The 12292-nt window shown below is 63.6% G+C and carries 11 protein-coding genes and 1 pseudogene; 10 read left to right on the top strand and 2 right to left on the bottom strand.

Translation table 11 applies throughout. The annotated features are described in order from the left end of the window. Positions 1-3: 3 nt before the first annotated feature. From M3P36_RS01075 to M3P36_RS01045, 7 genes are all read left to right on the top strand, one after another. Positions 4-546, top strand: coding sequence for a DUF3617 domain-containing protein (locus M3P36_RS01075; RefSeq protein WP_249698481.1), 543 nt, complete (start codon positions 4-6; stop codon positions 544-546). A gap of 85 nt (positions 547-631) precedes the next feature. Beyond that, entirely contained in the window at positions 632-1423 is a 792-nt protein-coding gene (locus M3P36_RS01070) for an alpha/beta hydrolase family protein (RefSeq protein WP_249698480.1), read from the top strand. A 66-nt stretch (positions 1424-1489) separates the two neighbouring features. Next, positions 1490-2920, top strand: a complete 1431-nt coding sequence (locus tag M3P36_RS01065) for a circularly permuted type 2 ATP-grasp protein (protein ID WP_249698477.1) — start codon at positions 1490-1492, stop codon at positions 2918-2920. Positions 2921-2966: 46 nt separating this feature from the next. Then, positions 2967-3911 carry an alpha-E domain-containing protein gene (locus M3P36_RS01060; protein WP_249699053.1) on the top strand — a complete coding sequence of 315 codons (945 nt, stop codon included), beginning with the start codon at positions 2967-2969 and terminating at the stop codon, positions 3909-3911. 17 nt (positions 3912-3928) lie between these two features. Then, on the top strand, positions 3929-4744 hold the full coding sequence (locus M3P36_RS01055; protein ID WP_249698475.1) for a transglutaminase family protein: 816 nt from the start codon (positions 3929-3931) through the stop codon (positions 4742-4744). Positions 4745-4814: 70 nt separating this feature from the next. Continuing rightward, positions 4815-5567 carry a proteasome-type protease gene (locus M3P36_RS01050; RefSeq protein ID WP_249698472.1) on the top strand — a complete coding sequence of 251 codons (753 nt, stop codon included), beginning with the start codon at positions 4815-4817 and terminating at the stop codon, positions 5565-5567. 351 nt (positions 5568-5918) lie between these two features. Further along, positions 5919-6599 carry a response regulator transcription factor gene (locus M3P36_RS01045; protein WP_249698470.1) on the top strand — a complete coding sequence of 227 codons (681 nt, stop codon included), beginning with the start codon at positions 5919-5921 and terminating at the stop codon, positions 6597-6599. An 11-nt stretch (positions 6600-6610) separates the two neighbouring features. Here the strand turns inward: M3P36_RS01045 and M3P36_RS01040 are convergent, their stop codons facing one another. Further along, the gene (locus tag M3P36_RS01040) at positions 6611-7288 is read right to left on the bottom strand and encodes an extensin-like domain-containing protein (protein WP_249698467.1); all 678 of its coding nucleotides are present in this window, start codon (positions 7286-7288) and stop codon (positions 6611-6613) included. A 216-nt stretch (positions 7289-7504) separates the two neighbouring features. On the opposite strand from M3P36_RS01040, the gene M3P36_RS01035 reads away from it, so the two are divergent. The 3 genes from M3P36_RS01035 to M3P36_RS01025 all read left to right on the top strand — a co-directional run bounded on the left by M3P36_RS01035 (position 7505) and on the right by M3P36_RS01025 (position 11521). Next, a complete protein-coding gene (locus M3P36_RS01035) occupies positions 7505-8665 on the top strand; it encodes a phosphoserine transaminase (protein ID WP_249698465.1) in 1161 nt (386 codons plus the stop codon). Positions 8666-8781: 116 nt separating this feature from the next. Further along, the gene (gene serA, locus M3P36_RS01030; protein WP_249698458.1) at positions 8782-10368 is read left to right on the top strand and encodes a phosphoglycerate dehydrogenase; all 1587 of its coding nucleotides are present in this window, start codon (positions 8782-8784) and stop codon (positions 10366-10368) included. Between the two features lie 40 nt (positions 10369-10408). Beyond that, positions 10409-11521 (top strand): ATP phosphoribosyltransferase regulatory subunit, encoded by a 1113-nt coding sequence (locus M3P36_RS01025; protein ID WP_249698450.1) that lies wholly within the window; start codon positions 10409-10411, stop codon positions 11519-11521. 15 nt (positions 11522-11536) lie between these two features. Here the strand turns inward: M3P36_RS01025 and trhO are convergent. Next, positions 11537-12259 (bottom strand): annotated as a pseudogene (gene trhO, locus M3P36_RS01020) (oxygen-dependent tRNA uridine(34) hydroxylase TrhO); the annotation flags it as partial. Between the last annotated feature and the right edge of the window lie 33 nt (positions 12260-12292).

Here is a 12292-nt window from a genome sequence, read left to right as displayed (position 1 = left end):
ACCATGCGTTATTCGATTATCCTGCCGCTCGCTGCTGTCCTGGTGCTGTCCGCTTGTGGCGATTCGGCAGAGGAGGCGGGAGAAGGTGCGAGCGTGGCGGATATGGCCGATGAGATGGCCGACGGACCGCAGCCGCTGCCGGGGCAGTATAGCACCACGACAGAAATCCTCGAATTCACCGTGCCCGGTCTGTCGGAAGACATGCAGTCGATGATGCGTTCGGCCATGGCCGAAGGCGCGAGCCAGGGGGCGAGTTATTGCCTCACCGCGGAAGATGCGTCGACGTCGCGCGAAGAGATGATCAAGAACATGACCGAGAGCGATTGCACCGTGCAGCGCTTCGACATGTCGGGCGGCAACCTTGACGCGGCACTGTCCTGCCCCACCGGAACCGATGGCATCAGCGGCGATGTGACCATGACCGGCACGATGGCGTCCGATGGCGCCGACATGGAGATGACTTTCAACACGCAGGTGCCCGAACTGGGCGATGCAACCATCCGCATGCGGATGATCTCGCAGCGCACCGGCGATTGCACGGGATAACTCCCCCGGATCAAGGGTTGTTGCCCACCCGTGACCGCGCCTGTCATTCAGTGACGCGACAAGTCAGTTCTGTTACACAAACGGAATGACTGTCGTGAAACTGAAATACCGTGCCCCGTTTGCAGAGCGTGTCGCTTCGCTTGGCGATGCAGTGATGCGGCGCGTGCGGTTATTCCGCAGCCAGCCACCCGACAATGCCGCCCGCCCTTCGCAGGCGCTGTTCCTGGCCGAATCGCTGGCTTTTGCCGAACCGGTGCTGCGCAAGTTGCGTGCGCCGCTCATCGTGCCGCAGGCGTCCTCGCGCAAGATCGTGATCCTGGTGCCGGGCTTTGCCACCCACCCCATGCGCATGCGCTACATGGCGGAAAAGCTGGAGGAAGCGGGCCACAAGGTGAAGCGCTGGGGCATGGGGTTCAACTTCGGTCCGACGGAGGAGAACTTCGACTTCCTCGCCCGGCGGGTGTGCCACGTGCATGAACGCTATGGTCAACAGGTGGTGCTGGTGGGCTGGAGCCTGGGCGGCATTTTCGCCCGCGAGGTGGCCAAGCGGCATCCCGAATGTGTGGCCAAGGTCATCACCATGGGATCGCCATTCAGCCACACGCCCTATTCGAACAACGTCTGGCGGATGTACCAGCTCATCACCGGCCATTCGGTGGAGCGACCGCCGGTAGAAGCGGACCTTGCCGCCAAGCCGCCGGTCGAGACCGTGGCCTTGTGGAGCGCGCGCGATGGCGTGGTGTCGGTGCGCAGCGCCCGCGGCCTTGCGGGCGAGCGTGACCGCGCCCGTGCCTTGCGCTGCACGCACATGGGTTTTTCCAATTCATCAGAGGCAATCCTGGCCGTGGCGGACGAGCTGGAAATGCTCGAGACCTAGCCTTGTCGCAATCGCCCTTGGCGGCGCGGTTCTTTCGTGCAATGTTGCACTGCGACATAGGTGGACATGAGTACGGCCGAGCCAGCAAAATTCGATGAGATGCACGCCCCTGACGGGTCCGTTCGCGCGGCCTATCGGGATTACCAGCGCTGGCTGGACCAGCAGGACGCATCGCTGATGCGCCGCAAGGGCATGGAAGCGGAGAGCTTCTTTCGCCGCACGGGCATCACTTTCAACGTTTATGGCGAGACCGATGCCGAGGAACGGCTGATCCCGTTCGACATGGTTCCGCGCATCATCACCGGGCAGGAATGGCGCAGGCTGTCGCGCGGGATCGAGCAGCGGGTAAGGGCACTGAACGCCTTCATCCACGATCTCTATCACCGGCAGGAAATCATCCGCTCGGGCATCCTGCCGGAGCGTCTGTTCCGCGACAATCCTGCGTGGCTGTCGCAGATGGTCGGCTTCACGCCGCCGGGCGGGGTCTATACCCACATCGTCGGGATCGACCTTGTACGCACCGGGCCTGATGAATTCATGGTCCTGGAAGACAATGCCCGCACCCCCAGCGGCGTCTCCTACATGCTGGAGAACCGCGAGACGATGATGGCGATGTTCCCCGAGCTGTTCAGCGCGGTGAAGGTGCGCTCGGTCTCGAACTATCCGCGCCGCCTTGCCGCCAGCCTGGCCGCCTGTGCGCCCGATGGCGCCGGCCCCAAGCCGACCATCGCGGTGCTGACGCCGGGCATCTACAATTCGGCCTATTTCGAACACGCTTTCATCGCCGACCAGATGGGCGCGGAACTGGTGGAAGGCAGCGATCTGCGCGTGTTCGACGGGCAGGTGCAGATGCGCACCACCGACGGCTTCCGCCCGATCGACGTGCTCTACCGCCGGGTGGATGACGATTACCTCGACCCGCTGACGTTTAATCCCAACTCGGTGTTGGGCGTGCCGGGGATCATGGATGTCTATCGTGCAGGCCGCATCACCATCGCCAATGCGCCGGGCACCGGGGTGGCCGATGACAAGGCGATCTATTCCTTCATGCCGGAGATCGTGAAGTTCTACACCGGCGAGAATGCCTACCTGCCCAATGTCCAGACCTGGCGTTGCGCCGATCCCGACAGCCTGAAATACGTGCTCGACCGCCTCGACCAACTGGTGGTCAAGGAAGTCCACGGGTCGGGCGGCTATGGCATGCTGATCGGGCCGACCAGTTCCAAGAAGGAAATCGCTGCTTTCCGTGCCAAGCTGGTGGCGCGGCCCGACAACTATATCGCGCAGCCCACGCTCGCGCTTTCGACCTGCCCGGTCTTCACCCGCGCCGGCCTTGCGCCACGCCATCTGGACCTGCGCCCGTTCGTGCTGTGCACGCCTGACGGGGTGGAGATCACACCGGGCGGGCTGACCCGCGTGGCTCTGAAGAAGGGCAGCCTGGTGGTCAATTCCAGCCAGGGCGGCGGGACCAAGGACACCTGGGTGCTCGATGACTGACGGGCCCAACTTCATTTCACCCAGCTACAACACGCTGGAAAAGCCGATGCTCGGCCGTGTGGCCAACGGCATCTTCTGGATGTACCGCTATCTCGAACGGGCGGAGAATACCGCGCGCCTGCTGGCGGCGGGCCACCGCATGACGCTGACCCGCGGGGCTGACGAGGCGACGCAGGAATGGCGCTCGATCCTGGTCACGCTGGGCCTGTTGCAGAGCTACCAAGCGCACCACGAAGGGTTTGTCGGCGCGCAGGTGTGCGAGTTCGTGCTGCGGTCGCGCAACAATCCCGAAAGCGTGCTGTCGATGTTCGAGCGCGCGCGGATCAGCGCCCGGGCCTGTCGCTCGGCCATCACGCGCGAGGTGTGGGAAGCGATCAACGAAGGCTGGATGGCCCTGCGCGACATGCTCGCCCGCCCGGTGCGCGAGACCAACCTCAACCAGGTGCTGGCCGCAATCCGCCGCGAATCGACCATTGCCCGCGGTGCAACCCATGGTTCGATGCTGCGGAACGAAACCTACAGCTTCGCCCGCGCGGGCACCTTCCTGGAGCGGGCTGACAACACCGCGCGTATCCTCGACGTGAAGTACTACCTGCTGCTGCCCAGCCTGGCCTATGTCGGCACCGCGCTAGATACGGGGCAATGGGACAACATCCTGCGGTCCTGTTCGGCCGAACGGGCCTTTTCCTGGCTCAATGCTGGGCGGATGGATGCCCGGTCGATTGCCGAATTCCTCATCCTGGATGAGCGGTTCCCCCGCAGCCTGATGTTCTGCCATGCCGCCATGCGCGAGAACCTCAATGCCCTGGGCCGCTTCCATCGCCGCGAGGGCAAGGCGCATGAAGCGCTGGCCGCTTGCGACCTGATGCTGTCGCAGCGCACGGTGGAGGACATCTTCGAGCAGGGGCTGCACCAGTTCCTGATCGAGTTCATCGCCTGCAACGCCGCCGTCGGCAGCGCAATTTCGGAGGAGTATCGCTTCGTCTCCTGACGCGGCAGAACCAGACCATGCGCCTCTCGATCCGCCATACCACCCGCTATGTCTTTGCCGAACCTGTCGCCCACGGGGTGCAGCGCCTGCGCCTGACGCCCAAGGAAACGCAAGGGCAGAAAATCCTCGACTGGGCCATGACCTACCAGGGCGCGCGCGAGGAACTGGCTTACGATGACCAGAACTTCAACCACACCAACCTCGTCTCGGTGGAGCCCGGCGCGAAGGAGGTCATCATCGAGTGCAAGGGCATGGTCGAGACGAAGGACTTGGCCGGGGTGATCGGGCGCCATTCGGGGCACATGCCGCTGTGGGCCTTCCTCGGCAGGACGCCGCTGACCAAGCCGGGCCCGCGTGTCCGCCAGTTGCTGGGGACGGTAGAGCGCAGCTCCGAAGGCATCGTCGAAACGCTGCACCGCCTGTCCGCCGTGATCCGCGGTGCGGTGGAATACGAGACCGGCTTTACCACAGTGGAAACCACGGCGGAGGAGGCGATTGCCCACGGCTGTGGGGTGTGCCAGGACCATGCCCATGTGTTCATCACCGCAGCCCGCATGCTCGATGTTCCCGCCCGCTATGTCAGCGGCTACCTGATGATGGACGACCGGATCCACCAGGAAGCCACCCACGCCTGGGCCGAAGCATGGGTTGAAGGGCTGGGCTGGGTCGGGTTCGACATTTCCAACCAGATCAGTCCAGACACCCGCTATGTCCGCGTGGCAACGGGCCGCGACTATCGCGACGCGGCGCCGATCACCGGCATCAGCTTCGGCGCCCAGACCGAGGACCTGCACGTGGACCTGGCAGTTGAACAGCAGACAGTGGAACAGTGACAGCCGTGCGCTTGCATCCCCGCACGCCGCGTTGCTAACCGTCTGAACCAGGGAAAACGGGAATTTCGACATGACCTATTGCGTTGGAATGGTGCTCGACAAGGGCCTGGTGTTGATGAGCGACACCCGCACCAATTCGGGCGTCGATAACATCTCGGTCTTTCGTAAGATGTTCCGCTGGTCGGTGCCGGGACAGCGGATGATCTCGCTGCTGACCGCGGGCAACCTTGCCACCACCCAGGCTGTCATCAGCAAGCTGGAAGAACGCACCAAGGCGCCGGGCGACAGGCACAATTCCCTGTTCGAACTGCCGACCATGTTCCAGGTGGCGGTCGAAGTGGGCAAGCTGCTGCGCGAGACAGTGCAGGCGACCCAGGCCGATAACGGCGGCATGGTGGCGGCCAGCCGGTTCAACGCCAGCATCATCGTGGCCGGGCAGATCGCCGGGATGGAGCCGCGGCTGTTCATGGTCTATCCCGAAGGCAACTTCATCGAGGCCAGCTTCGATACGCCGTTCTTCCAGATCGGTGAGACCAAGTATGGTCGGCCGATCCTGATCCGCGGCTATGACCGGTCCATGAGCTTCGAGGACGCGATCAAGCTCCTGATGGTCAGTTTCGATTCTACGCTGAAGGCCAACCTTTCGGTCGGGCTGCCGCTGGACCTGATGGTGATGGAGCGCGACAATTTCGAGCCGTTACACGAACGGCGGATCGAACATGACGATCCCTATTTCGATGCCATTTCGAGCAGTTGGAGCGATGCGCTGCGCAAGGCGTTCCATTCCCTGCCGGATTACACTTTCTACCAGCAGGTCGAGTAAGGCGGGCCAACACGGCGGCGGGCAGCGTCGTTCGTTGCTGCGTCGTTAAGGGTGGCAATTTACCAGTTGTGATAGCATTTTGCGGCTGATGGTCGGGCCCTGTGCCCTTGCTGGACAGGGCGTGGCGGCCCGTAGCAGGGGCGGGCCGGGTCGATTCTCTACGTGGTTCCACCTATCTTCCGGTGAACTAGGTGTTCCCAACATGCGGGCTAATCCTGAATTCTACTCCGAAATGGATGGAACTTGTCGATGGATTTCTGCGCCCTCACATCGTTTGAACACGTAACTTCGGTTGATTTCGGTTGGGATCCGACGTGCGAAGATGACCAATCCGACGCAACACTTGTCGCCATGGAACAGCGTCTCAAACTTCACATCGTCGGTGGCGACAGCCGCCTCAGGGCCGAACAGTCCCGCATCGCTTTCGGGCTCGGGCATCATGCCGAAGTCTATTCGGACATGGCCGAACTGATGGACAGCAATCCCCGCGACGGCGTTATCGTCGCCTGCGAAGGCGTGCTGGCCTGCGGGATGGACCGCCTGCTCGACCGGCTGGGCGATGCGGGCATCTGGCTGCCGGTGATTGCCGCCAGCCATTCTCCCGACGTAGACGAAGTGGTCCAGGCCATCCGCGCCGGCGCGCTCGATTACCTGCGGCTACCCCTCACCGAAAGCGAATTTGCCCGCATGGTCAACCACGTGGCGGCTGATGCCGGGCGCCACACCGATGCCCGCCGTCGCCTCGTCGAAGCGCGCCAGCGGATCGGCACTCTCAGCCGCCGCGAACGCGAAGTGCTCGACTGGCTGAGCGAGGGCTGTTCGAACAAGGCCATTGCCCGCGCGCTGGATATCAGCCCGCGCACCGTGGAAATCCATCGCGCCAACATGATGGAAAAGCTCGGCGCGAGCCATTCGGCAGAAGCCGTGCGCCTGCGGCTGGAAGCAAAGTTCGAGGATCGCCTGGCACCGGAACTTGCTACAGAGCTGATGGTCGATCCTCGGCCGATCCCGCGGCTGGCTGCCGAGGGCTGAATTTCAGCCCGTCAGCGGCAGAACGAATTGCCGGAGATCACCCCTTCAAGGTGGAAGTGGTCACGGTGAGCGGCATTGTACTCCGGCCCCAGCACGGTGGCAAAGCGGCGGCAGGCGCTACGCTGTACGGTGCGCAGGAATTCCTTCTCGGCGGCGGTCCCGGCGTGCCAGTGCTCCACGATTGAAATCCGGCGGCCATCTTCCAGCACGAAGGCTGCAATATCGATCGCGCCCGCGGTGGCATGGGCCGAACGCCGCTGGCTTCCCGCCACGTTGCGGCAGGCGTAGCTGCCCATCGTCTCGATCCGCTGCAGGGGTGAGCCGAGGATTTGCTGCGCGGCGCGATCAACACCGAAACGTGCCCAGGCAGCGAAAGCCGCGCCAACACCGCACTGGACCGGACCTATATTGCTGACGGACAGTCGCGTCACGTCGCTGCGCAGGGCGGTCAGCTGAACAGTGCCGACCGTGCTGCAGCCTTGCCCGGTATAGGCATCGGCCACCGGCACGAACTGGGCGCCGGTATCGGTCAGTTGCGCCAGGCACTGGCGATCCTGTGGGGCCACGGCGACAGGTGCCGCCTGCTGGATGCGGGGTGCTGCCGGAGCCTGGCTGCCGCGCGATTCAGGAACGACCGAACAGGCCGATAGCAGTGCCGTGACGGCCAGGAGGGGAGCGATGCGTCTCATACTCGTGCTATTGCCTAGACGTGGTTAAACATTGTGGAAGGAACAAGGTTAACGCGCGGCAAACAATTGCCGGGACGGCAGGATTCTTCCGCACCTCCAGCACTTGTCCGCCAGATAAACCGGCATTGCGGCTTGACTATGGCCAGCATCCCTCTAGTGCCGCCGCCGGGCCACGCGGTCCCAACGCCGCGCGAGCTCTCTGCAAGGAGAGAATACATGACTGTACAACCTACGCTTCGTCCCGAACGTCCGTTCTTCTCGTCCGGACCCACTGCCAAGATCCCCGGCTGGTCGGCTGACAAGCTCGATATCAAAAGCCTCGGCCGCTCGCACCGCTCGTCCTATGCCAAGGGCCGGCTGAAGTATGCCATCGACCTGACCAAGGAACTGCTTGGCGTTCCCGATGACTACCTCGTCGGCATCATGCCGGGTTCCGATACGGGCGCGCTGGAATGTGCGATGTGGACGATGCTGGGCGCCAGGCCTGCCACCGTCGCCGCGTGGGAAAGCTTCGGCAACGTGTGGATCCAGGATGCGGCAAAGCAGCTCAAGCTGCCGGACCTGCAAGTCCTCGAAGCCGGCTACGGCGAAATTCCCGATCTCACCCAGATCCCGCAGGACAACGACGTTGTCTTCACCTTCAACGGCACCACCAGCGGCGCGCGCATCCCCAATCTTGATTGGCTGGCTGCGGATCGCCCGGGCCTTGCGATCAACGACGCTACCAGCGCGGTGTTCGCGATGGACATGGATTGGGCCAAGCTCGATGTCACCACCTTCTCGTGGCAGAAGGTGCTTGGCGGTGAAGCGCAGCACGGCATGCTGATCCTCAGCCCCAAGGCCGCCCAGCGGATCGCCGACTACGATCCCGCATGGCCGCTGCCCAAGCTGTTCCGCATCAAGAAGAAGGGTGCCATCGACACCTCGATTTTCGAAGGCGCGACTATCAATACGCCGTCGATGCTGGCGACCGAGGATTACATCTTCGCGCTGGAATGGGTGAAGTCGATCGGCGGCCTCAAGGCCATGATCGACCGCGCCGATGCCAATGCCAAGCTGGTGTTCGATTTCATCGACAGCAAGGACTACCTGCGCAACATGGTGGCGGACCCCGCACAGCGGACCAATACCGGCGTGTGCATGGTGTTCCAGGGCGAGTGGTACGACAGTTTGTCGGCTGAAGATCAGGCCAACGTGCCGAAGAAGATCGCCTCCACGCTGGAGAAGATGCATATCGGCTATGACTTCAACGGCTACCGCGATGCCCCGCCTTCGCTGCGCATCTGGTGCGGCGGTTCGGTCGAGCAGGAGGACATCAAGCGCCTGCTGCCGTGGATCGACTGGGCCTATGAAGAGCTCAAGGCCGGCAATCTCTGATCGCTGATTAGGTGCAGGTCCGCTGGTGCGGGCCTGCGCTATCCCCATTTTCCTAGGCGCCGCCCGGATTCCATTTCAGATCGGCGCGCCACACTCCAATTGACGGGACAACTCCCATGACCAAGCCAAAAGTCCTCATTTCCGACAAGATGGATCCCAACGCCGCCCGCATCTTCCAGGAGCGCGGCTGCGATGTCGATGTGAAGCCCGGCATGACCAAGGAAGAACTGATCGCCTGCATCGGCCAGTACGATGGCCTGGCGATCCGTTCGGCCACCAAGGCAACAGCCGAGGTTCTCGATGCCGCCACCAACCTCAAGGTCATCGGCCGCGCGGGCATCGGCGTGGACAATGTCGATATCCCCTATGCCTCGTCCAAGGGCATCGTGGTGATGAACACGCCGTTCGGTAACTCGATCACCACCGCCGAACACGCCATCGCCATGATGTTTGCGCTGGCCCGCCAGATCCCTGAAGCCAATGCCAAGACACAGGCCGGGCTGTGGCCGAAGAACGATTTCATGGGCGTGGAAGTCACCGGCAAGACGCTGGGCCTGATCGGCGCGGGCAACATCGGTTCCATCGTGGCCAGCCGCGCGCTGGGCTTGAAGATGAAGGTTGTTGCCTATGACCCGTTCCTGACGCCGGAACGCGCCATCGAAATGGGCGTGGAAAAGGTGGATCTGGGTGCGCTGGTCGAGCGGGCCGATTTCATCACCCTGCACACCCCATTGACCGACGAGACCCGCAACATCCTTAACCGCGAGCGGCTGGAAAAGTGCAAGAAGGGCGTGCGGATCATCAACTGCGCGCGCGGCGGGCTGGTCGATGAAGTGGCGTTGAAGGATGGCCTCGACAGCGGCCACATCGCCGGTGCCGCGCTCGACGTGTTCGAAAGCGAACCGCCGGCCAAGGACCACCCGCTGTTCAACACTCCGAACTTCATCTGCACCCCCCACCTCGGCGCTTCGACCACCGAAGCCCAGGTCAACGTGGCGCTGCAGGTGGCCGAACAGATGGCCGATTTCCTGGTCACCGGGGGCGTCACCAACGCGCTCAACATGCCTTCGCTGTCGGCCGAGGAAGCGCCCAAGCTGCGCCCCTATATGTCGCTGGCCGAAAACCTCGGTTCGCTGGTTGGCCAGCTGGCCCACGGCGACCTGCCCAAGATCTCGATCGAGACCGAAGGCGCCGCTGCCCAGCTCAACCAGAAGCCCATCGTGGGCGCGGTGCTGGCGGGCCTGATGAAGCGCTATTCGTCCAGCGTGAACATGGTCAACGCGCCGTTCCTGGCCAAGGAGCGCGGCATCCAGGTGCGCGAAATCCGGAACGAGCGCGAAGGCGTGTACCACACCCTGGTGCGCGTCACGGTGGAAACCAGCCAGGGCAGCCGCTCGGTTGCCGGCACGCTGTTCTCCGACGGTTCGCCGCGGCTGGTGGAAATGTTCGGCATCGCCATCGAGGCCGACCTCGAAGGCCAGATGCTGTACATTTCCAACATGGATATGCCCGGCTTCATCGGCTCGGTCGGTGCGCTGCTGGGCGAGGCGAAGATCAACATCGGCACGTTCCACCTCGGTCGGCGGGAAGCCGGTGGCGAGGCGATCCTGCTGCTGTCGGTCGACAGCCCCGTTTCGGCTGACCTGATCGACAAGATCTGCAAGGTTCCCAACGTGCGCCGGGTGCAGCCGCTCAGCTTCTGAGCACTTTCGCCCAAGCAAAACCGGGTATAGGGGGTCTGTCATGAACGATCGTACGACAGACCTCCTGCCCGAAGGCCTCGAAGACCGCCTGCCGCAAAGCGCGGCGGCGGCGGCGCGGATCGAACACGATGCCATGGCGGTGCTGGGCGCTCACGGATATGACCGTGTGCGCCCGCCGCTGATCGAATTCGAGAAGAGCATGGCGACGCGGATGGACGGGCTGCTGACGCGGCACATGTTCCGCTTCGTCGATCCCAAGAGCCTGCGCACCCTGGCCCTGCGATCGGATATCACGGCGCAGGTCGGCCGCATCGCCGCCACTGGCCTTGCCGAAGCGGCGCGGCCCCTGCGTCTGTCCTATTCCGGGCAGGTGGTCCGCATCACCGGCGAGCAGATCGAGCCGCGGCGCGAGAACCTGCAGATCGGTGCCGAGCTGATCGGCAGCGACAGCGCGGCAGCGGCAGGCGAGATCGTGGACCTGGCCATCACCGCGCTCGAAGCCGCTGGCGCAACGGGCATTTCGGTCGATTTCACCTTGCCCGACCTGGTTGATACGTTGGCAGCCAGCACCATGCCTTTGGCTGACGATGCAAAAGAAGCGGTGCGGCGCGAACTCGATGCCAAGGATGCCGGCGGGCTGAAGGAAGCGGGCGGCGCGGCCTACCTGCCGCTGTTGTTCGCATCCGGCCCGTTCGAGGAAGCTGCTGGTAAGCTAGGCGCAATCGACGATGGGGGGGCGCTGGCGACCCGGATCGAGGGTCTTCGCGCCATCGCTTCGCGGGTCGCCGGTCGCGCGCGGCTGACGCTCGACCCTACCGAACGTCATGGTTTTGAATACCAGACATGGTTCGGCTTCACCCTCTATGCAACCGACGTGCGCGGCACCCTGGGGCGGGGCGGCACTTACCGGATCGGGGGATCGGACGAAGCGGCCACGGGTTTCTCGCTGTTCCCGGAAGAACTGGTGGAAGCGGTCAAGTCTGCCGAGAACCTGGGTGCCAAGGTGTTCCTGCCGCTGGGCCATGATCGAGTTGCTGCGGCCGATCTTCGGGCCGCAGGTTGGCGGACCGTGGAGGCGCTGTTCGACACTGACGAGGCTGCCCGCCTCGGCTGTTCGCACGTCTTCGACCAGGGCCAAGCCCAACCGCTCTGAAGCGGGTCAGCGGGCTGGCTTCAGCCCATGTTCCAGCCCTTCGCGTTCGTCGAACACGAAACATTCGCCGCGCCACAGGCTCTCTGCTTCCGGCACATGCTCCAGATAGGCGAGAATGCCGCCCTTGAGGTGATAGACCTCGTTGATCCCCTCCCTCTTCAGGAAGGCGGTGCTTTTCTCGCAGCGGATGCCGCCGGTGCAATACATGGCGATCCTTGGTGCCTCGGCCAGTTGGTCCTTGTGAGCGCGGAACCAGGCGGGAAAATCGCGGAAGGTCGGCGTGACAGGGTCTATCGCGCCTTCGAACTGCCCGACTGCCACCTCGTACTCGTTGCGGGTGTCGATCACCACGGTGCCCGGCTGCGATATCAGCGCATTCCAGTCCGCCGGATCGACATAGGTACCCACCGTGGCGGCCGGGTCCACCTCCGGCACGCCCAGGGTCACGATTTCCTTCTTCAGGCGCACTTTCATCCGCTGGAATGGCGGGGCCGCGCAGCGTGAGAACTTGACTTCGATGTCGGCGCATCCGGGGAAGGTGCGCACATGGGCCAGCACTTGTGCGATTGCTTCGTCTGTGCCCGCGATCGTGCCGTTGATCCCTTCTCGCGCAAGCAGCAGGGTGCCCTTCACGCCATGCTCCTCGCACAGGGCCAGCAAGGGCGCCCGCATCACGGCGGGATCATCGAACCGTGCAAAGCGGTAGAGCGCGGCAACAAGGATCGGGTGGGTGTCCATTGGACGGCGCCTTAGCACTGTGCCGGTTCGCTG

Origin of the sequence: Altererythrobacter sp. KTW20L (assembly GCF_023501975.1) — a bacterium.
In the GTDB taxonomy this organism is placed as follows: domain Bacteria; phylum Pseudomonadota; class Alphaproteobacteria; order Sphingomonadales; family Sphingomonadaceae; genus Alteraurantiacibacter.
Note: the sequence above shows the minus strand (reverse complement) of the source record. Positions and strands in the feature narration are given on the sequence as shown.

What these genes read in the sequence shown, in the direction of transcription:
- M3P36_RS01075 (WP_249698481.1), top strand. Translation starts at nt 4, where the DNA reads ATGCGTTATTCGATTATCCTGCCGCTCGCTGCTGTCCTGGTGCTGTCC.
- M3P36_RS01070 (WP_249698480.1), top strand. Translation starts at nt 632, where the DNA reads ATGACTGTCGTGAAACTGAAATACCGTGCCCCGTTTGCAGAGCGTGTC.
- M3P36_RS01065 (WP_249698477.1), top strand. Translation starts at nt 1,490, where the DNA reads ATGAGTACGGCCGAGCCAGCAAAATTCGATGAGATGCACGCCCCTGAC.
- M3P36_RS01060 (WP_249699053.1), top strand. Translation starts at nt 2,967, where the DNA reads ATGCTCGGCCGTGTGGCCAACGGCATCTTCTGGATGTACCGCTATCTC.
- M3P36_RS01055 (WP_249698475.1), top strand. Translation starts at nt 3,929, where the DNA reads ATGCGCCTCTCGATCCGCCATACCACCCGCTATGTCTTTGCCGAACCT.
- M3P36_RS01050 (WP_249698472.1), top strand. Translation starts at nt 4,815, where the DNA reads ATGACCTATTGCGTTGGAATGGTGCTCGACAAGGGCCTGGTGTTGATG.
- M3P36_RS01045 (WP_249698470.1), top strand. Translation starts at nt 5,919, where the DNA reads ATGGAACAGCGTCTCAAACTTCACATCGTCGGTGGCGACAGCCGCCTC.
- M3P36_RS01040 (WP_249698467.1), bottom strand. Translation starts at nt 7,288, where the DNA reads ATGAGACGCATCGCTCCCCTCCTGGCCGTCACGGCACTGCTATCGGCC.
- M3P36_RS01035 (WP_249698465.1), top strand. Translation starts at nt 7,505, where the DNA reads ATGACTGTACAACCTACGCTTCGTCCCGAACGTCCGTTCTTCTCGTCC.
- serA (WP_249698458.1), top strand. Translation starts at nt 8,782, where the DNA reads ATGACCAAGCCAAAAGTCCTCATTTCCGACAAGATGGATCCCAACGCC.
- M3P36_RS01025 (WP_249698450.1), top strand. Translation starts at nt 10,409, where the DNA reads ATGAACGATCGTACGACAGACCTCCTGCCCGAAGGCCTCGAAGACCGC.